Below are 19,183 nucleotides of genomic sequence, written 5' to 3' on the forward strand. Positions count from 1 at the left end.
CTCCCTCCCGGTTGCCCTGAGCGTGCCGACGCCGCCGGCACCGGGGCCGGCGGCGCGGGTCGGACGACCTCAGGGTATCGGGCCGCTCTGACCGCCGGGTCAGGTGATCCCACGATCCGGCCCGGCGCGGCGGGCGAGGTGGTGTGCGACACGCCGGGAAGGCCGACCTTTCCGGGGGTGTCCGTAAGCGCACCCAACGCCGAGAATGGCCGGGTGTACGTCGCCCATCGTCCCGCCGTCCGCCTGACCGCCCCGATCGCGTTCGCCCTGCCCGTCCTGCTCGCCGGCTGCTCCTCGGACCCGCCGGACGACCCGCCGCCACCGCCGAGCACCGCGCCCCGACCGGCCGGCCAGGACGCGGCCCGGGACGAACTGGCCGCGCTCGCCGCCGCCGCGCAGGACCGGCACCTGATCGCCCGGTACACCCTGCGGGTGGCCGACACCCCGGACCGCACGATCGTGGTGACCAGCGCCAACGACGGCAGTTGGCGGGTGGACGTACCCGGCGGGGCGCTCGGCGGCACGGCGGACATCTCGCTCGCGGCCACCGCCGACGGGCTGTTCCAGTGCGCGCTGCCGACGGCGACCCGGCCCGAGCCCGCGAGCTGCGTACGCGTCGGCGAGCGCGACGACACGCTGCCCCGCCGGATCGACCCCCGGGTGCAGCATCCGTTCACCGACTGGCTGGACGTGCTGACCGACCGGCGCGCTCCGCTGTCGGTCTCCCCCGCGATGGCCCCACCCGAGGCGATCGGCACCTGCTACTCGGTGGAGACCACCGCCGCCTCGATCAACCCGCCGTTGGACGTCGGCATCTACTGCTTCGACGCCGACGGCACGCCGACCGCGGTCCGCGCGGCGTTCGGCACCCTGACACTGGCCGGCCCGCCCGAGCCCGCACCGGCCACCGTGCAGCTCGCCGGCCCGGTGGTCGACGGCGAACCGCTGGGCATGGAGGCCCCGCCACCGCCGCCGTCCGACCTCGATCCGGGCGGCACCACCCCGGGTGACCCCACGCCGAACGGCACGGCACCGGGCGGGATCGAGCCGGGCGGCACCGCACCGACCGGCGGCGGGTAGGCCGGGTCGACTCCAGCTCGCGCCGCCGGTCCCGGCCTGTACGGTCCGGTCGCCCGATCCGCGCCGTCGACCACGACGTCCGCTTCGGCGTCCCGGGTCGGCACCGGGTCTCGACCGCGCCGCCAACGCCGGGGCGGCCGTCCCGTTACGGGTGTCGTTTCCCACATTCGGCCACCCTGACATCACTACCAAATCCCCCATACGGGACGCTTCTACGCATGACCGACCTCACCCCCGTGCTGGCCTTCCGCTGGAGTCCCCGGTCCTTCGACCCGGTCGCGGAACTGCCCCGGGCCGAGGCGGTCGCACTGCTGGAAGCCGCCCGATGGGCGCCGTCGGTCGGCAATCGGCAGCCCTGGCGGTTCGCCCTCGGGCACCGGGACGACCAGACCTTCAAGCGGATCCTGGTCAACCTCGCGCCGACCGAGCAGCGGTGGGCCGGACGCGCCGGGGCCCTGCTGCTCGGCGCGTACCGGCGAACCGAGCAGGCGTTCGCCGCGTACGACCTGGGGCAGGCGGTGGCCCACCTCACCGTGCAGGCCACCGCGCTGGGACTGCACGTCCGCCAGGTGACCGATTTCGACCGGGCCGGGCTGATCGCCGACCTCGACCTTCCCCGCGACGTGCGACCGTACGTGGTGGTGGCGGTCGGCCAACTCGGCGATCCGTTGAGCCTTCCCGCCGACCTGCTGGCCGATGAGACCGCCCTGCGGCACCGTCGCCCGCTCGCCGAACTCGTTCTGAGCTGCGGCGAGACCGTCGACTGAGCCGTTGGGCGCAATTTCCATCCCATACTCCGGACGGGCCTTTCCCAGGCCAGGTGCCATCACGTAGGGTCACCCTGTCATGTGGCAGGCGTACCTCCTCCTTGGTCGCCGCGACGAGGCCTGACGGCCGGCACCTCGTCGCGGAGTCGAACCGCGCCGCCAGCACAGTCCCGGATCTTTCGCTCGGCACCCCGTGCCGACCCCCGTCGCTGACGTCACATGACCCCAGGAGAAGTCCGCCATGGCTCACCCAGCCGGCACCACCGACGTTGATTCCGATGCCATCGCCCGGCAGCGTCCCAGCCAGATGCCGTACCGCCGGTACCAGCCCTACCAGCAGCAGTTCCGCATCGACCTGCCGGACCGCACCTGGCCGACCCGGCACGTCGAGACCGCACCGCGCTGGTGCGCCGTCGACCTGCGCGACGGCAACCAGGCGCTGATCGACCCGATGTCGCCGGAGCGCAAGCGCCGGATGTTCCAGCTCCTGGTGCAGATGGGCTACAAGGAGATCGAGGTCGGGTTCCCGTCGGCCAGCCAGACCGACTACGACTTCGTCCGGCAGCTCATCGAGCAGGACATGATCCCCGCCGACGTCACCATCCAGGTGCTGACGCAGTGCCGGGAGCACCTGATCGACCGGACCTTCGAGGCACTGCGCGGCGCGCGCCGGGCGATCGTGCACTTCTACAACTCCACCTCCACGCTGCAACGACGGGTGGTCTTCGGGCTGGACCGCGACGGCATCGCCGACATCGCCACCACCGGCGCCCGGCTCTGCCAGAAGTACGCGGAGATCCACACGCCGGACACCGAGATCCACTACGAGTACTCGCCGGAGTCGTACACCGGCACCGAGCTGGAGTACGCGCTGGAGGTCTGCGCCAAAGTCATCGAGGTCGTCGACCCCACGCCGGACCGCAAGCTGATCGTCAACCTGCCCGCCACGGTCGAGATGGCCATGCCGAACGTGTACGCCGACTCGATCGAGTGGATGCACCGGCACCTGCCCCGGCGCGAGAGTCTGGTACTCAGCCTGCACCCGCACAACGACCGGGGCACCGGCGTCGCCGCCGCCGAGCTGGGCCTGCTGGCCGGCGCGGACCGGATCGAGGGGTGCCTGTTCGGCAACGGCGAGCGCACCGGCAACGTCGACCTGGTGACGCTGGGCCTGAACCTCTTCTCCCAGGGTATCGACCCGATGATCGACTTCTCCGACATCGACGAGGTCAAGCGGGCCGTCGAGTACTGCAACCAACTGCCCGTGCACGAGCGCCACCCGTACGCCGGTGACCTGGTCTACACCGCCTTCTCCGGCTCCCACCAGGACGCCATCAACAAGGGCTTCGCCGCGCTGAACGCCGACGCGGCGGCGGCCGGCGTACCGGTCGACGACTTCACCTGGGCGGTGCCGTACCTGCCGGTCGACCCGAAGGACCTGGGCCGCAGCTACGAGGCGGTGATCCGGGTCAACTCGCAGTCCGGCAAGGGCGGCGTCGCGTACATCATGAAGACCGAGCACCAGCTCGACCTGCCCCGGCGGCTCCAGATCGAGTTCTCCGGCGTGGTGCAGCAGGTCACCGACCACGACGGTGGCGAGGTCGGCCCGGACACCATGTGGCAGATCTTCGCCACGCAGTACCTGCTCGACCACCAGGTCGACCCGGCGGTGACGCTGACCGAGTACGTCATCGGCAGCGCCGACGGCAAGGTCGAGATCACCGCACAGGTCGGGGTCGGCGGCCAGGCCCGGTCGGTGACCGCGATCGGCAACGGCCCGATCGACGCGTACGTCAACGCGCTGGGCTCGGCCGGGGTGAGCGTCCGGGTGCTCGACTACCACGAGCACGCGCTCTCCTCCGGTGGCGACGCGCAGGCGGCTGCGTACGTGGAGTGCGAGGTGGACGGGCGGACGATCTGGGGCGTCGGCATGGACGCGAACATCGTCACCGCCTCAGTCAAGGCGGTCACCAGCGCCGTCAACCGCGCCCGTCGCTGACCGCCGGCCTGGATGTAAGGAGGGGTCCCCTGCTATCGCCTCGTGCATAGCAGGGGACCCCTCCTTTCATCTGTCCCGGGCGGTCGAGTGGTCCGGGGTGGAGACCGGCATGGAGTGGCAGGGTTGTGCGGGCGGTGGACGGCGGGCCGGACGGCGTACCAGCAGCACGGCGATGACCGCGCCCGCCACCAGCAGACCGGCGCACCAGAGCAGCGCGCCCCGGTAGGCGGCGGTGAGTTCGGCGGGCTGCTCGTAGCCCGTACCGCTGAGCCCGACCAGCAGCGGCAACGCGGCCACCGCCAGCAGACCGCCCACCCGGGACGCGGCGTTGTTGAAGCCGCTGGCCACCCCGGCGAAGCGGTCCGCCACGGCGGCCAACACGGACGCGGTCAGCGGCGCCACCACCAGGGTCAGCCCGGCGCCGAACAGCACCACCCCGGGCAGCACCTGCCGCCAGTACGACGCACCCGCGTCCACCTCGCGCAGCACCAGCAGCCCGACGGCGGCCAGCACCGGGCCGACGGTCAGCGGCAGCCTCGGCCCGATCTTCGCCGACAGCGCCCCGGCCCTCGGCGAGCCGATCAGCAGCAGCACCGTCATCGGCAGCAGCGCCAGGCCGGTGAGCAGAGCCGACCAGCCGACCACGTTCTGCAGGTAGACGGCGAAGAAGAAGGTGAAACCGCCGAGCGCGGCATACACCAGCACGGTGAAGACGTTCAGCACCGAGAAGAGTCGGCTGCCGAACAGGCCGGTGGGCAGCATCGCGGTTTCGCCGCGACGCCGTTCCACCCCGACGAACGCCACCGCGGCCAGCACCGCGACCACGGCCGCCACCAGCACCGCCGGTGAGCTGATCCCGCGACCCGGCGCGTCCACCAGCGCGTACGTGACCCCGGCCAGGGCCAGCGCGCCGAGCAGCGCACCGGCGATGTCGAAGCGTCGGCCCGTTCCCCGGCTACGCGAGGCGCTCTCGTCCCGGCTCTCCGGCACCCAGCGCAGCGAGGCCAGCACCACCAGCACGGCCAGCGGCAGGTTCAGGAAGAAGATCCACCGCCAGGAGAGCGCGTCGATCAGCCATCCACCGATGAACGGGCCGAGCGCGGTGGAGACGCCGGACAACCCGGACCACGCCCCGATCACCTTGCCCCGGTCGTCCGGGTGGAAGCTCGACTGGAGCAGCGACAGCGAGCCGGGCGTGAGCAGCGCGCCGCCGGCACCCTGGAGGAAGCGCGCGGCCACCAACCAGTCGGTACGCAGTGCCAGCCCGCACAGCACCGAGGCGACGGTGAACCAGACCACGCCCAGCAGGAAGATCCGGCGTCGCCCGAAGCGGTCCCCGAGCGCCCCGCCGAGCAGCACGAACGCGGCCAACGTGAGCAGATATCCGTTCACCGTCCACTGTAGTCCCGCCACCGAGGCGCCCAGCTCGGCGCCGAGCCGGGGCAGGGCCACGTTGACCACGGTGGTGTCCAGGAAGACCATGCCGGAGGCCAGGACGGCGGCGGCCAGGGTGCCTCGGCCGGCGTGCGACTTCAGCCGGAGTGCGGGCGCGGTTTCGGGCATGCCTACCAATGTGCCGTGCGCCATACGTGAGACACCACGAATCGCCGAAACTGGGCCCGGGTACTGTGCGGGATCGCCAAGAGCCCGCAAGCTGGAGAGGTGTCGTCTGTGCGTACCAGATCAGGACCTCGCGCCCTGGGGGCGCTCGCGCTCGTCGCGGCGCTGACCCTCGGCGCGGCCGGTTGCGTCGAATTGGTGGAGCCGGAGGTGTCGCCCACCAGCGGTGACGGCGGCACCGCCACCCAGATGCTCTCCGAACTGACCGTCGCCGAGGCCAACCCGATGCGCGGCTACAGCCGCAACCGTTTCTCGCACTGGCGCAAGACCGGCCAGAACTGCGACGTCCGTGACACCGTGCTGGAACGCGACGGCAAGGACATCCAGCACTCCGGCTGCAACGTGGTGGGTGGCAACTGGGAGAGCGTGTACGACGGACGGACCTTCACCGACCCGTCCAGCGTGGACATCGATCACATGGTCCCGCTCGCCAACGCGTGGCGCTCCGGCGCCGACGAGTGGGACGACTCGAAGCGTAGTGATTTCGCGAACGACCTCGACCGACCGCAGCTCTTCGCGGTTTCGGCCTCCTCCAACCGGGCAAAGGGTGATCAGGATCCGTCCCAGTGGAAACCGCCAAACCGGTCATACTGGTGCCAGTATGCCGGCGACTGGGTGGCGGTGAAGCACCACTGGAAGCTCACGATCACCAGTGCTGAGAAGGCCGCGCTGGCCGACATGTTGGAGGGCTGCACATGGGAGAGCAAGCCGTAACCGGAGCCGGCGGCACCCCGGCACCCGAGCGGACGCCTGACGCGGGTGGGGACGACGCCGCGGCGGCCACCGGCAGCCCCGGCCCGGCCACCGCCGGGATGACCGCCGACGGTGCGGCCGCGGGTGAGGTGGAGGTGCCCGGTGCCGGGATGACCGCCGACGCCGGTGGCGCCACCGGCCCGCAGAGCCGGACCACGGACATCGTGCCCGGACCGGGCGGCGTGATGACCGACGAGGTCGGCGTGGTCACCGGGGAGTTGACCCTGCGCACCGACCTCGCCGACGGGCGGGTCACCCTGCACGTGCAGTACAAGGACGCCGACGAGTGGTACGCCGTCACCGGCGGCAGCGCGGCGTTGGCCGACGCCGCCGGGCTGAATGCGGTGCACAGCATCGCGGTCGGCCTGCTGAACCGCCCCGAGGGCTGATCCTGGTCGCAAGGAGGGGGCCCTTTCTAACGCCTACGGCATAGAAAGGGCCCCCTCCTTACATCTCTGCTAGACGAACGTGCCGGGCTCGCTGGGCGCGGAGACCACGCCCGGCTCCTCGCCCTCGCCCTCCGGGCGGACGATCTCCGCACTCACCTTGTGCGGTCGCAGCTCGCCGCTGGCGATCTGCTCGGCGAAGTGGCAGGCCACCCGGCTTCCGCCGATCTCCCGCAGCACCGGCCGCTCGTCCGCGCACCGGGTCGGCTGCGCCCACGGGCAGCGGGTGTGGAACCGGCAACCCGACGGCGGGTTGGCCGGCGAGGGCAGGTCACCGGAGAGCAGGATCCGCTCGCGACGGTCCTCCACGTCCGGGTCCGGCACCGGCACCGCCGACATCAGCGCCCGGGTGTACGGGTGCAGCGGCTCGGTGTACAGCCGGTCGCTGGGCGCCTCCTCGACCAGTCCGCCCAGGTACATCACGCCGACGGTGTCGGAGATGTGCCGCACCACCGCCAGATCGTGCGCGATCACCAGATAGGTGAGGCCGAGGCTGTCCTGCAACTCGTCGAGCAGGTTGATCACCTGCGCCTGGATCGACACGTCCAGGGCGGAGACCGGCTCGTCGGCGACGATCAGCTCCGGTCCGAGCACCAGCGCGCGGGCGATGCCGATGCGCTGCCGCTGACCACCGGAGAACTCGTGTGGATAGCGGGACAACGCCCAGCGGGGTAGGCCCACCTTGTCCAGCGTCTCGGCGATGATCTTCCGACGGCCGTTCCGGTCGCCACCGATGCCGTGCGTCTGTAGGCCCTCGGTGAGGATGGACTCGACGTTCTGCCTCGGGTCGAGGCTGGACATCGGGTCCTGGAAGATCATCTGCATCCGCCGCCGCATGGTCCGCAGCCTGCGCGGCGCCAGCGTGGTCAACTCCACGCCGTCGAAGCGCACCTCGCCTGCGGTGGGCGGCTTGAGCTGGAGCAGCGCCCGGCCGAGCGTCGACTTGCCGCAGCCCGACTCCCCGACCAGACCGTACGTCTTGCCGCGCGGGATGCTCAGGTCGACGCCGTCGACCGCCTTGACGTGGCCGATCGTCCGGTCGAACAGCACCCCCCGCTTGATCGGGAAGTGCACCTTGAGGTCCCGTACCTCGACGAGGACGTCGCTCTCGGTCATGGCTTCTCCTCCTCGCGCGGCGCGGGCACCCGGTCGGCACCCGACGACTCGGCGGGCGCGGTCGCCTCGGCAGGCGGCGTGGCCGGCGTGGTGTCCGCCACCGGGGCCGGGTTGACGCATCGGTAGCCACGGCCGGCGTGGGTGAGCACCAGTTCCGGCGGCTGGCCGATGCAGGCGTCCACCCGGCGGGTGCAGCGCGGGGCGAAGGCGCAGCCCTCCAGCCAGGGCAGCAGGTCGCGCACCGAGCCGGGGATCGGGTTCAGCCGCTCGCCGCGCCCGGCGTCCAGGCGGGGTACCGAGCCGAGCAGCCCCACCGTGTACGGGTGCCGGGGCTCGCGGAACAGTGGACGTCGCCGGGCGGTCTCCACCACCCGGCCGCCGTAGAGCACGTTGATCGTGTCGCACATGCCGGCGACCACGCCCAGATCGTGCGTGATCATCACCAGCGCGGTGCCGGAGTCCCGGACGAGATCCTTGAGCAGCTCCAGGATCTGGGCCTGGATGGTGACGTCCAGCGCCGTGGTCGGCTCGTCGGCGATCAGCAGCCGGGGCTGGCAGGCCACCGCCATCGCGATCAAGGCGCGCTGCCGCATCCCGCCGGAGAGCTGGTGCGGGTACTCCTTGAGCCGCCGCGTCGGATCGGGGATGCCGACCCGGTCCAACAGCGCGGCGGCCTCCTTCGCCGCGGCGGCGCCCTTCATCCCCCGGTGCCGGGTCAGCACCTCGGTGACCTGGAGTCCGATCGGTACGACCGGGTTCAGGGACGACAGCGGGTCCTGGAAGATCATCGCGACGTCGCGGCCTCGGATGTCCCGCCGGGACCGGTCGTCGAGCTGGAGCAGGTCGGTGCCGTCGAACACCGCCTTGCCGCCGACCCGTAGACCGGGCTGCTTGGGCAGCAGACCCATGATGGCCAGCGAGGTCACCGACTTGCCGCAGCCGGACTCACCGACGAGGCCGACGACCTGACCGGCGTCGACCGAGAAGGACACCCCGTCGACGGCGTGCACGGCGCGCTGACCGCGCCGGGCGAAGGTGACGGAGAGGTCGTTCACTTCGAGTAGTGCCATTACGAACCCTCCTACTTCCGCAGCTTCGGATCGAGGGCCTCGCGCATCGCCTCACCGAGCAGGGTGAATCCCAGGGCGGTGATGATGATGGCGACCGCCGGATAGATGGCCAGTTCCGGCCGTACCCCGAGGTACTGCTGCGCGTCGGCCAGCATGACGCCCCACTCGGGGGTGGCCGAGTCGGGGTTGCCGAGTCCGAGGAAGGAGAGCGCGGCAGCCTCGATGATCGCGGTGGCCAGGGTCAACGTCGCCTGCACGATGACCGGGGCGAGCGAGTTGGGCAGTACGTGGGTCAGCGCGATCTTCGACTTGCGTACGCCGAGCGAGGTGGCGGCGAGGACGTAGTCGCTGTTCGACTGCACGATCATCGAGCCGCGCAGCAGCCGGGCGAAGACCGGCACCGAGACCATGCCGACCGCGATCATCACGGTGGTCAGGCTCCGGCCGAGCAGGGCGGCGATGCTGACCGCGAGCAGCAGGCTGGGCAGCGCCAACAGCATGTCGATGAAGCGCATCAGGGTGCTGTCGATCCAGCGTCCCCAGCGGCCACCCAGGCCGGCGGCGGCACCCGCGACGCCACCGATCAGCGCGCCGACGGCCAGACCGATCAGGGTGGCCACCACGCCGACCAGCAGGGTCTGCCGGGCACCCACCACCATCCGGCTGAACACGTCCCGACCCTGGTGGTCGTAGCCGAACCAGTGCTCGCCGGACGGGCCGGGGATGACACCCGGCCTGATCACGCCCTCGCGGATACCCATCGTGTCCGTCGGGCCGTACGGCACCAGGAACGGTCCGACCAGCGCCACCACCACGAAGATGGCCAGGATGACCGCACCGATGACGGCCGCCGGGTTGCGCCGCAGCCGCCGGAAGGCGTCCTGCCACAGGCTGACGCCCCGCTCCTCCTCGCGCGCGGCGAGTTCGGCGAGCCGGTCGATCTTCTCGCGCTTCTTGCCACTGATGATCGTCATCGGACCCTCACCCTCGGGTCGATCAGGCTGTACGAGAGGTCCACGATCAGGTTCACCAGCACGTACACCACCGCAATGATCATGATGAAGCCCATCAGGACCGGATAGTCGCGCTGGTTGATGGCCTCGGCGAGGAAGGCGCCGATCCCGCTGAACGCGAAGACGGTCTCGGTGAGCACCGCGCCGGAGAGCAGACCGCCGGTGAGCAGACCGATCGAGGTCACCACCGGGAGCATCGCGTTGCGCAGCACGTGCCGGCGGCGTACGACGTTCTCGGTCAGGCCCTTGGCCTCGGCGGTACGCACGAAGTCCTCGTTGAGCACTTCGAGCACGCTGGCCCGGGTGATCCGGACGATGATCGCCAGCGGGATGCTGGCCAGCGCGAGCCCGGGTAGTACCAGATGCCACAGCGCGTCGGCGGCGGCGTCCCACTCCCGGGTCATCAGCCCGTCCAGCACGAAGAAGTTGGTGATCCGGGTCGCGCCGAGCGTCGGGTCCTGTCGTCCGCTGGAGGGGAACCAGCCGAGGTTCTCCGAGAAGATCGCCTTCAGCACGTACGCCAGGAAGAAGACCGGGATGCAGATGCCGATCAGCGACCCGCCGACCGAGGCGTGGTCGAGGAAGCGTCCGCGTCGACGGGCGGCCAGGTAGCCCAGCGGGATACCGATGCCGATCGCGATCACCATCGCGGTGACGGTCAGCTCGACGGTGCCGGGGAAGCGCTGGAGGAACTCGGTGGTGACCTCGCGCTTGGTGGAGATCGACGTACCCAGGTCCAGGCGGACCATCCGTCGCACGAACCGGCCGTACTGGATCAGGATCGGCTCGTCGAGGCCGAGATTGCGGCGGATCGCGGCGCGCATCTCGGGTGTGCCCCGCTCGCCGAGGATGGCGGTCTCGGGGCCACCGGGCAGTCGCCGGAGCCAGATGAACAACAGGATGGAGAGCCCGAACAGCGTGGGTATCAGCTGCAGGAGGCGTCTGACGATGAACCGGAACACGGCGGCCTCGAAGGGTGTGCTGAGGGTAGCGGGCGGGCGCTGTGGTACAGCGCCCGCCCGCGTTCTATGTGCGTGTCAGATCAGGACTTGAACTCGGCGGTCGAGAAGTCCTCGGCGGTGAGCGGGCTCGCCTTGACCCCGGTCACGTCCTTGCCGAACACGATGGCCGGCGGTGCGTGCGAGATCGGCACACCCGGCAGGAAGTTCATGATGTCGGCGTTCAGCTCCTTGTAGAGCGCCACCTTGGCCGCCTGGTCCGCGGTGGTGTCCGCCTGCTTGAACTTCTCGAAGAGCGCGGGGTTGTTGAAGCCCCACTCGTCCTTCTGCCGGTCGAAGAACGTACCGATGAAGTTGTAACCGTCGCCGTAGTCACCGGTCCAGCCGAGGAAGTGCAGGTCGTGCGCGGAGCCGGAGGTGGTGGCGTTGAGGTAGTCCGGGCTCCACTTGAGCGGGATCGGCTCGATCTTGATGCCAGCCGCCTGGAGGTCCGCCGAGACCAGCTCGAACAGGTCCTTCGGGTTCGGCATGTAGGGCCGGGTGACCTCGGTGGGGTAGTGGAACCGCAGCGTCAGGTCCGACGCGCCGGCCTCGGCCAGCAGCGACTTGGCCTTCTCGACGTCGTACTCGTACTTGGTGACGTCGCCGTTCCAGCCCTCGACGGTCTCGGGGAAGAAGTTCACCGCGACCTGGGCGCCCGGGGGCAGCTTCGAGTCGACGAGCGCCTGGCGGTTGACGGCGTGCGCCAGCGCCTGCCGGACCTTGAGGTCCGCCAGCTTCGGGTTCCCCTTCTGGTTGATCGCCAGGTAGAGGATGTTGAAGGGCGGGCGGGTCAGGACGTTGAAGCCCTCGCCCTTGAGCGGCTCGACGTCGGCCGGTCCGACCAGGTCGTAGCCCTGGATGTCACCGGAGCGCAGCGCCTGCTTGCGCGCGTTCTCGTCCGAGATGGTGCGGAAGATCAGGCTCTTGAGCTTGGCCTTCTCGCCCCAGTAGTCCTCGTTACGCTCCAGGGTCAGCGTCTTGTTCGGGACGTCCCAGGACTTGAACTTGAACGGACCGGTACCGGTCGGGTGCTCGGTCGCGTACGTCGGGTACTTGATGTCGTCCGCGCTGCCCGTGACGTTGCTGGCGTCGTACTCCTGCAACGCCTTCGGGCTGTGGATCGAGAAGGACGGCAGCATCAGGGCGGCCGGGATCTTGCTGGAGACCCGGGTGAAGGCCAGGCTGACCGTGGTCGCGTCGGTGGCCGTGCAGGACTTGAAGAGACTCTCCGGAAGAGTGTCGTCCTCGTTGGTGGCGAAGCCACCCATGATGTCCTGCCAGTACGCCGTCACGTCCGGGCTCTGCATGAGGCCCTTGGCGTTGTACCAGCGGTCGAAGTTCGTGCAGACGGCCTCGGCGTTGAAGTCGGTGCCGTCGTGGAACTTCACGCCGGAGCGCAGCTTGAACGTCCAGGTCGTACCCGCCGCGTCGGGCTCCCAGGACTCGGCGAGGCCGGGGCTGACCTTGGTGCCGCCCTCCTCGGGGCTGACCAGCGTCTCGAACACCTGACGCGCCACGCGCAGCGACTCACCGTCGCTGGCGAAGCTGGGGTCGAGCACCTTCGGGTCTCCGGCGACGCCGAAGACGAGGGTCTCGTTGCTACTACCGCTGGAACCATCGCGATCGCTTTCGGCACAGCCTGCTACCGCGAGGGCCGCGGCCGCCACGGCCGCGATAGCGACCTTCGGCCTGGATGCACGCATGGGTGCTTCACCTCGTCCTAGGGGGTACGGACAACGTGGTGACAGGGTCACCGATGGCGGTGACCATAGCTCCCACTTCGACCGCCGGGAAACGGCGCGCGAAGCTCTTGGTACCGGATCGTGTCCTTAGTGACCGGCCACCAGGAAGCCCGCACAGGGGCCACGCGACAAAAGCGATCAAAAACCGCAAATAATCGATATCAATCTGTTACGTGTTTCGGACGGCCCGCCGACGGCGGTGTCACACCGATCCGCCTTCGATCAGACCGCCCGACGACCTTCGAAAGCACGGCCCAGAGTGATCTCGTCGGCGTACTCCAGGTCGCCGCCGACCGGCAGACCACTGGCCAACCTGGTCACCGAGATGCCCATCGGCTTGACCATGAGGGCGAGGTACGTCGCGGTCGCCTCGCCCTCGGTGTTCGGGTCGGTGGCCAGGATCAGCTCCCGGACCTCACCGCCGCTGAGCCGGGTCAACAACTCCCGGATGCGCAGGTTGTCCGGCCCGATGCCCTCCAACGGATTGATCGCCCCGCCGAGCACGTGGTACCGCCCCCGGAACTCGCCGGTCCGCTCGATCGCGACGACGTCCTTCGGCTCCTCGACCACACAGATGACCTCGTTGCCGCGTCGCGGGTCGCGGCAGATCCGGCACTGCTCGGACTCGGCCACGTTGTAGCAGCTCGTGCAGAAGCGCACCAGGTCCTTGACCTTGCGCAGCGCACCGGCCAGCCGGTTCACGTCCGCCGGGTCCGCCGACAGTATGTGGAAGGCGATCCGCTGGGCGCTCTTCGGGCCCACGCCCGGCAAGCGGCCCAGCTCATCGATCAGATCCTGGATGGCACCCTCGTACATCGGGTGGCTCAGAACCCGGGCAGGCCGAGGCCGCCCATCCCACCCGCGACCGGGCCCATCTTCTGGTCGGTCAGCTCCCGGACCGCCGCGGTGGCGTTGTGCAGCGCCGCGAGGACCAGGTCCTCAAGGGTCTCCACGTCCTCCGGGTCGACCGCCTTCGGGTCGATCTTGATGCTCTTGATCTCACCGGCACCGGACACGGTCGCGGTGACCAGACCACCGCCGGCGGTGCCGGTCACCTCGGCCTCGGCCAACTCGGCCTGTGCCTTGGCGATCTGCTGCTGCATCTTCTGCGCCTGCTTCAGCATCTGCTGCATGTTCGGCTGTCCACCAGGCCGCACGATCGCTCCCTCGACTCGTCTACAAGACCACGCCCACCCTAACCATGCCCACCGACCACCCCCCGGCGGCCACACCCCGCCCATCGGGCGCGGTCCGTGGGTCAGCGGGTCGGTGCCTCGTCGATCTTCTCGGCGCCGAACGCCTCCCGCAGCAGACGTACCGCCTGCTCCTCGCCCGACTCCCGGGCGGTCTTCTCGTCGATGATCTCGTCCCCGGGCTCGTCGCCCGGGTCGAAACCCTCGTAGACCGGCGTCGTCGCCGGTGGGCCACCGCCCGGACGCCCACCGCCGCGTCCCGGACCGTCGAAGTCCGGATCGTACGGCGGCTCACCGGCGAACTCGGCGTCCGCGGTCCGCCGCCCCGCCGCAGCGGTACGGGTGCCGGCCGCAGCGGTACGCGTACCCCGCCCGGCCGCCGCCGCCCGAGCCGCCGCGATCGCGCTGCTGACCGGTGCGCCACCGGAGCCACCGTTGCCGTTGCCCGGCGAAGCCGGGCGGGGCAGGGCGGCCGATCCGGAGCGGCCTGCCGCCGCGTCCACGGCTTGACCGTCCATCGGGGTGGACCGACCGTTCGTCACCGTGGCCTGCGCTACCGAGCCGGCCCCGGTCGACGCGGACCCGCCGCCCGGCCGGGCCGCCTCCGGCCAGCCCTCGTCCGATCCACCCGACGTGGACGCCGTCGCACCGCCCGGCCTGGCCGGCTCCGGCCAGCCCCCGTCGTCCTCCTGGGCCGACGCCGCCGACGCTGCGCCGCCACCGGCCCGGCCCGGCGGTCGCCCGGCAGCACCGGACGCACCCGCGTCGGTCGCCGCGTTGGCGCCCCCTCCGGCGCGAGCCGCATCGGCCGCCCCAGCGGAGCGCGCGGAGCCGGTCGCACTCGCATCGACCGCGCCACCAGGGCCGGCGCTGGCCTGACCTCCGCCACGACCCGTGCCTGCCGCACCACCGGGACCCGCGCTTGCCACGCCACCCGGTCCCGCGCTCGCACCGCCGCCACTGCCCGCGTCGGCGCCGCCGGGTCGGCCGGCCACGGCCGTACCGTCAGCAGCGACGCCTCCGGGAGCCCGACCGGCGGAGCCCGGATGGGCCGTGCCGTCGGGTGGACCGTTGTCGGCCGGGGACCCCGCACCGGCGGGGCGGCCCGGAGCCTCGGCGGCGGGCGTCGGGCGGGTCGGCGCCGAGTTGGCGGCACGCGGGTTGCCCGGCGACATGCCGCCCCGCTCGCCGGCCACCTCGCAGCGGATCTGCCAGCGCCCGCCCAACTCCTCGTAGAGCGCGTCGGTGAGCACCCGGGCGTGGTCGGTCATCATCTTGGCCAGCACACCCGACTTCACGGTCACCACGAGCGTGTCGCCGTCGAGATCCCGCACCACCGCGTCCCGCATCAGCGCGGCGATCCGCTTGTTGCTCCGGTTGACCTTGCCGACCACCTCGGGCCAGACCCGGCGCACCGCCACCGCGTCCAGCTCGCCGGGCGCCACCGCACCGGGGCGGGGCGGCTCCGGGGTCGCCGGGTCGGGCATCACGGCCGACGGGTGCACCGGACGGCGCGCGGTCGATCCGGCCACGTCGACCTGACCCGCGTCGCCGGGACCGCCCACCCCCGCTGCGCCGGAGACGCCGTCGGAGTCACGGCTCGGCGAGGGTGTGCCAGTCCCCGTCGGGGCGTCGCCGGTCGGACCGGAGTACCCCGTCGAGGTGGGGGCGGCAGCCGGCGTGCCGGTCCCGGCCCGGTTCGCGGCGGCAGCCGCGGGCGCGGCGGGAGGCGCGGAGCGTACGGCGGCAGGCGCGGTCGCGGGCGCGGAGCCGACGGCGGCCGACGGCGCGTCCGTACCGGCGAGGGTGAGCCGACGTTCCATGCGCTCCAGGCGCTGGAGCAGACCGCCGGCCGAGTCGTCGGCGCCGGGCAGCAGCATCCGGGCGCAGATCAACTCCAGCAGCAGCCGGGGCGCGGTGGTACCGCGCATCTCCACCAGGCCGTCGTGCACGATGTCGGCGCACCGGGACAGCGTGCCCGGCCCGAGTTGCTGGGCCTGGGCGGCCATCCGCTCGATCTGGTCGTCCGGCCCGTCGATGAGCCCCTTGGTGGCGGCGTCCGGCACCTGCTGGAGCACGATCAGGTCGCGCAGGCGTTCCAGCAGGTCGGAGGCGAACCGGCGGGGGTCGTGCCCGGCCTCGGCCACCCGGTCGACGGTCGCGTACGCCGCCGCGCCGTCCCCGGCCGCCAGCGCGTCGCACATCTCGTCGATCAACGCCGCGTCGGTGACACCGAGCAACGCGGCGGCCCGGGCATAGCTGACACCGTCCGGGCCGGCACCGGCGATGAGCTGGTCGAGCACCGAGAGGCTGTCCCGGGCGCTGCCCCCACCGGCGCGGACGACCAGCGGGAACACCGCCGGCTCCACCTGGACGCCCTCGGCCTCGGTGAGCTGCTCCAGATACGGCCGGAGGGTCTTCGGCGGGATCAGCCGGAACGGGTAGTGGTGGGTTCGCGACTTGATCGTGCCGAGGACCTTCTCCGGCTCGGTGGTGGCGAAGATGAACTTGACGTACTCCGGCGGCTCCTCGACCAGCTTGAGCAGGGCGTTGAAGCCTGCCGACGAGACCATGTGCGCCTCGTCGATGACATAGATCTTGAAGCGGCTGTTGGCCGGCGCGAAGAACGCCTTCTCCCGCAGCTCGCGGGCGTCGTCCACGCCACCGTGGCTGGCCGCGTCGATCTCGATGACGTCGATCGAGCCGGCCCCGTCACCGCTCAGCGAGCGACACGAGTCACAGGTGCCGCAGGGCTCCGGGGTGGGACCGTGCTCGCAGTTGAGCGACCGGGCCAGGATGCGGGCGCTGGAGGTCTTGCCGCAGCCACGCGGCCCGGAGAAGAGGTAGGCGTGGTTGAGCCGCCCGCTGCGCAGCGCCTGCGACAACGGCTCGGTGACGTGCTCCTGCCCGATGACCTCGGCGAAGGTACGCGGCCGGTACTTGCGGTAGAGCGCCAGTGCCACGGCGTCCCGCCTCCTCTCGACCGCGCCATTCTCGCCCCGCGCACACCCCACTGACCACCCACCCCGCTGTTCGGGGTGTTCCGAGTGCAGCGCCGAGTGCAAGGAAGGGCACCTTGTTAACGCCTCCGGTAGAGGAAGGGCCCCTTGTTAACACCGACAGCTCAGCGCCCGACCACGCTGGGTGGGAGGGGAGCGCACGGCGCCGGAGACAGAAAGGCCTCCCGTGCACCCGGCAGAGCTCGCTTATCCTTGCTGCCTTCCGGCCCTGGGGAGGTTCACGAGATACCGCCGCACGGGAGGTGGCACCAGCCTACCCGACCCGCCCTCGATCTTCAGGGGGTGGTGGGGTGGGCGGGTCGTGAGGGACCTGTATCCTGTTCGACGGAGGATTCGCCTAGAGGCCTAGGGCGCACGCTTGGAAAGCGTGTTGGGTTTACACCCTCACGAGTTCGAATCTCGTATCCTCCGCTCGCTTGAGCAGCACGAACGACAGGGCCGCACCGACAGGTCGGCCCTTTCGTCGTTTCGTGACTCAGCCTCCCGGCCAGCTCGGAGCAGCCCGGCTTCGTCCGTTCCGCTGGCTCCTGTCAGCACCGCGCAGGACGGCCGCAGGGCGGCACAGGTTGCGCTGGGCCGACTACGATGAGCCCCGCGTCGATGGGTCTGTGAGCGCCGAGGGGATTGACCGTGCCGGATTCCGGTGGAGAGCCTGCTCGTCGTACTCCGGACCGTTTGTGGATCACGGTCGCGGTGATCGCCGACGTGTCGGCGGTGATCGCCGTGCTGGGCTCCGGCGCTCGCATGGTGGTCGCGGTGATCGGGCTGTGCGCGTTGCTGGCCGGGATCTATCAGCTTGCGGTGCGGTGGGGCCGGCCGGTGGACTGGCGGATCGCCATGGCCACCGTCACCATGATCGCCGGATCGGCGGCGCTGGTGGTGGTGACGCAGGACGCCCTGAACGAAGATCAACCGCCGACCACGGCGGCAACCGGCGGCGACACCGGCAACCCGAGCAGTGCCGCACCGCGACCCACGCCCAGCAACACCCCGTCCGCGTCCGCGCCACCTCCACCGGCAGGTGAATTGTCCCTCCTCGATGCCAAGCGTGTCGGCGACGACGAGGCACGCTTCACAGCCGGCCCGTTGACGGTCGACACCCGGTTGTACGAGCAGGTGCTCTACAACCACCCGGGGTGCGCGTACCTGGAACCCATCTCGGAGACCTACCAGGTGGATCGGAAGTACGGCACGTTCGGCGCCGAGGTCGGGATCGGCGACGACACGACCTCCGAAGCCAGGGTCAGGTTCACGGTTCTCGCAGACGGCGTGGTGCGCCACACCGAAACCGTGGCGCTCGGGCAGACCGTGCCCTTCGAGGCCGACATCACCGGGGCGTTCCGCATCGAGATCAGGACGCAGGTCATGGAGAACGCGACCTGCAAGGGCACCGTCTACGCCGCCTGGATCGACCCGGTCGTCACCCCCTGACATCGCATCGCACTGCGATCACGGGCGTCAGCCCGGCCAGCCGACCATTCGGAGCGGCGCGGCGACGAGGACGGCGGCGACAACGGCCCGCGCTGGCCGGTCAGACCGCCGGGACGGTGTTGTACCGGTCGAGGGTCGCCTTAGCTTAGATTAGAGGTCGACGCGTCCTGGAACACCAGCTCCCACGGCTGATCCCGGGCTCACCGTGGCCGGGGTCCTGGTCGCCGTTGCCGCGATACTGACCGGATGGAGCCGAGCGCTGCCCGACGACGGCGAGCACGCCCGACCGCCGTCGTACACATGTGCTATCCACAGGCTGTGGACGCGCGGTGAGCTACCAGCTCAGCGCGATCGTCGCGGACGCCGACCTGCTGCGCGAGGAGACCCGGGACCTGGATCATGCGGTGCTCGGCGAGTTGCGGCAGGACTTCGCCCTGTTGCCGGTGACGCCGCAGTTGGTGGCGGAGCTGACCGGCATCCCGCCGGATTACGCGGCCGACGAGCCGAGCGCGGCGGACCCGTTCGCGCTGGTGCTCTCCCCCACGCTGGTGGAGGTGCTGGCCCGCTGGTCGGGACGGGGGCCGGTGGCGTATGTCGAGGCGGAGTTCTTCGGTGGGGTCGGGCGTCAGGCGGCGGCGGTCTGGTTGGGCGGCGTCCTGTCCTGGGGGCCGCGCTTCGACGCGGCGTTCGAGGGGCCCCGTCCTGAGTGGCCGATCAACGCCGCGTTGACCGAGCTGGGCGCGGAGCCGGGGCGCTGGATCGACCCCTTCGCCGAGCTGGGGCTGCACGTGGAGCGGAGTACCGAGGGCTGGCTCACGCACGGCCGACGCGGGCTCAGCGCCGACTACTGGGACGAGTTGGCCGAGGAATGGGAGGCGCGGCAATAACCTCTTCGCTCCCGTCACGTTGGGGACTGGGGGATTCCATGAAAT

General features: G+C 70.9%; 16 protein-coding genes, 1 tRNA gene and 1 other RNA gene. 8 read left to right on the top strand and 10 right to left on the bottom strand.

Translation table 11 applies throughout. The features are described from left to right. Positions 1-213: 213 nt before the first annotated feature. The 3 genes from ACQVFL_RS28485 (at position 214) to leuA (ending at position 3,846) form a co-directional block, all read left to right on the top strand. The gene (locus tag ACQVFL_RS28485; RefSeq protein WP_431727966.1) at positions 214-1,080 is read left to right on the top strand and encodes a hypothetical protein; all 867 of its coding nucleotides are present in this window, start codon (positions 214-216) and stop codon (positions 1,078-1,080) included. 218 nt (positions 1,081-1,298) lie between these two features. Continuing rightward, entirely contained in the window at positions 1,299-1,847 is a 549-nt protein-coding gene (locus ACQVFL_RS28490; RefSeq protein WP_396689655.1) for a nitroreductase family protein, read from the top strand. 241 nt (positions 1,848-2,088) lie between these two features. Beyond that, a complete protein-coding gene (gene leuA, locus ACQVFL_RS28495; protein ID WP_431727967.1) occupies positions 2,089-3,846 on the top strand; it encodes a 2-isopropylmalate synthase in 1,758 nt (585 codons plus the stop codon). A 66-nt stretch (positions 3,847-3,912) separates the two neighbouring features. Here leuA and ACQVFL_RS28500 read toward each other — a convergent pair whose 3' ends face one another. After that, positions 3,913-5,409, bottom strand: coding sequence for an MFS transporter (locus ACQVFL_RS28500; protein ID WP_431727968.1), 1,497 nt, complete (start codon positions 5,407-5,409; stop codon positions 3,913-3,915). 108 nt (positions 5,410-5,517) lie between these two features. Here ACQVFL_RS28500 and ACQVFL_RS28505 point away from each other — a divergent pair, with 108 nt between their 5' ends. Next, entirely contained in the window at positions 5,518-6,180 is a 663-nt protein-coding gene (locus ACQVFL_RS28505; RefSeq protein WP_350698730.1) for an HNH endonuclease family protein, read from the top strand. Then, entirely contained in the window at positions 6,162-6,608 is a 447-nt protein-coding gene (locus ACQVFL_RS28510) for a hypothetical protein (RefSeq protein ID WP_431727969.1), read from the top strand. Before ACQVFL_RS28505 ends, ACQVFL_RS28510 begins: the two co-directional genes overlap by 19 nt. 69 nt (positions 6,609-6,677) lie before the next feature. Here ACQVFL_RS28510 and ACQVFL_RS28515 read toward each other — a convergent pair whose 3' ends face one another. From ACQVFL_RS28515 to ffs, 9 genes are all read right to left on the bottom strand, one after another. Further along, positions 6,678-7,781 carry an ABC transporter ATP-binding protein gene (locus tag ACQVFL_RS28515; RefSeq protein WP_431727970.1) on the bottom strand — a complete coding sequence of 368 codons (1,104 nt, stop codon included), beginning with the start codon at positions 7,779-7,781 and terminating at the stop codon, positions 6,678-6,680. Next, positions 7,778-8,851, bottom strand: a complete 1,074-nt coding sequence (locus ACQVFL_RS28520; protein ID WP_431727971.1) for an oligopeptide/dipeptide ABC transporter ATP-binding protein — start codon at positions 8,849-8,851, stop codon at positions 7,778-7,780. Before ACQVFL_RS28520 ends, ACQVFL_RS28515 begins: the two co-directional genes overlap by 4 nt. A gap of 11 nt (positions 8,852-8,862) precedes the next feature. After that, complete coding sequence (locus ACQVFL_RS28525; protein WP_396689642.1) at positions 8,863-9,825, bottom strand: ABC transporter permease; 963 nt, start codon at positions 9,823-9,825, stop codon at positions 8,863-8,865. Further along, positions 9,822-10,826 carry an ABC transporter permease gene (locus tag ACQVFL_RS28530; RefSeq protein WP_396689641.1) on the bottom strand — a complete coding sequence of 335 codons (1,005 nt, stop codon included), beginning with the start codon at positions 10,824-10,826 and terminating at the stop codon, positions 9,822-9,824. The genes ACQVFL_RS28525 and ACQVFL_RS28530 overlap by 4 nt, the downstream gene beginning before the upstream one ends. Before the next feature lie 80 nt (positions 10,827-10,906). Beyond that, positions 10,907-12,568: an ABC transporter substrate-binding protein gene (locus tag ACQVFL_RS28535; RefSeq protein WP_396689640.1), complete on the bottom strand. Its 1,662-nt coding sequence runs from the start codon at positions 12,566-12,568 to the stop codon at positions 10,907-10,909. Positions 12,569-12,829: 261 nt separating this feature from the next. After that, positions 12,830-13,423 (bottom strand): recombination mediator RecR, encoded by a 594-nt coding sequence (gene recR / locus ACQVFL_RS28540; RefSeq protein ID WP_431727972.1) that lies wholly within the window; start codon positions 13,421-13,423, stop codon positions 12,830-12,832. A gap of 8 nt (positions 13,424-13,431) precedes the next feature. Beyond that, the gene (locus ACQVFL_RS28545; protein ID WP_396689636.1) at positions 13,432-13,740 is read right to left on the bottom strand and encodes a YbaB/EbfC family nucleoid-associated protein; all 309 of its coding nucleotides are present in this window, start codon (positions 13,738-13,740) and stop codon (positions 13,432-13,434) included. 125 nt (positions 13,741-13,865) lie between these two features. Continuing rightward, entirely contained in the window at positions 13,866-16,763 is a 2,898-nt protein-coding gene (locus tag ACQVFL_RS28550; protein WP_431727973.1) for a DNA polymerase III subunit gamma and tau, read from the bottom strand. A gap of 212 nt (positions 16,764-16,975) precedes the next feature. After that, positions 16,976-17,065: signal recognition particle sRNA small type (gene ffs, locus ACQVFL_RS28555), an RNA gene on the bottom strand. A gap of 81 nt (positions 17,066-17,146) precedes the next feature. Here ffs and ACQVFL_RS28560 point away from each other — a divergent pair. The 3 genes from ACQVFL_RS28560 (at position 17,147) to ACQVFL_RS28570 (ending at position 19,138) form a co-directional block, all read left to right on the top strand. Next, positions 17,147-17,231 (top strand) — tRNA-Ser (locus tag ACQVFL_RS28560). Positions 17,232-17,495: 264 nt separating this feature from the next. Continuing rightward, entirely contained in the window at positions 17,496-18,251 is a 756-nt protein-coding gene (locus tag ACQVFL_RS28565; protein ID WP_431727974.1) for an NPCBM/NEW2 domain-containing protein, read from the top strand. A gap of 329 nt (positions 18,252-18,580) precedes the next feature. After that, positions 18,581-19,138, top strand: coding sequence for a hypothetical protein (locus tag ACQVFL_RS28570; RefSeq protein ID WP_431727975.1), 558 nt, complete (start codon positions 18,581-18,583; stop codon positions 19,136-19,138). Positions 19,139-19,183 lie beyond the last annotated feature (45 nt).

The organism is Verrucosispora sp. TAA-831 (genome assembly GCF_050780145.1).
In the GTDB taxonomy this organism is placed as follows: Bacteria; Actinomycetota; Actinomycetes; order Mycobacteriales; family Micromonosporaceae; genus Micromonospora.

Coding starts and splice junctions, on each gene's coding strand:
- ACQVFL_RS28490 (WP_396689655.1), top strand. CDS start 1,299: ATGACCGACCTCACCCCCGTGCTGGCCTTCCGCTGGAGTCCCCGGTCC.
- recR (WP_431727972.1), bottom strand. CDS start 13,423: ATGTACGAGGGTGCCATCCAGGATCTGATCGATGAGCTGGGCCGCTTG.
- ACQVFL_RS28535 (WP_396689640.1), bottom strand. CDS start 12,568: ATGCGTGCATCCAGGCCGAAGGTCGCTATCGCGGCCGTGGCGGCCGCG.
- leuA (WP_431727967.1), top strand. CDS start 2,089: ATGGCTCACCCAGCCGGCACCACCGACGTTGATTCCGATGCCATCGCC.
- ACQVFL_RS28525 (WP_396689642.1), bottom strand. CDS start 9,825: ATGACGATCATCAGTGGCAAGAAGCGCGAGAAGATCGACCGGCTCGCC.
- ACQVFL_RS28515 (WP_431727970.1), bottom strand. CDS start 7,781: ATGACCGAGAGCGACGTCCTCGTCGAGGTACGGGACCTCAAGGTGCAC.
- ACQVFL_RS28545 (WP_396689636.1), bottom strand. CDS start 13,740: ATGCAGCAGATGCTGAAGCAGGCGCAGAAGATGCAGCAGCAGATCGCC.
- ACQVFL_RS28500 (WP_431727968.1), bottom strand. CDS start 5,409: ATGCCCGAAACCGCGCCCGCACTCCGGCTGAAGTCGCACGCCGGCCGA.
- ACQVFL_RS28510 (WP_431727969.1), top strand. CDS start 6,162: ATGGGAGAGCAAGCCGTAACCGGAGCCGGCGGCACCCCGGCACCCGAG.
- ACQVFL_RS28520 (WP_431727971.1), bottom strand. CDS start 8,851: ATGGCACTACTCGAAGTGAACGACCTCTCCGTCACCTTCGCCCGGCGC.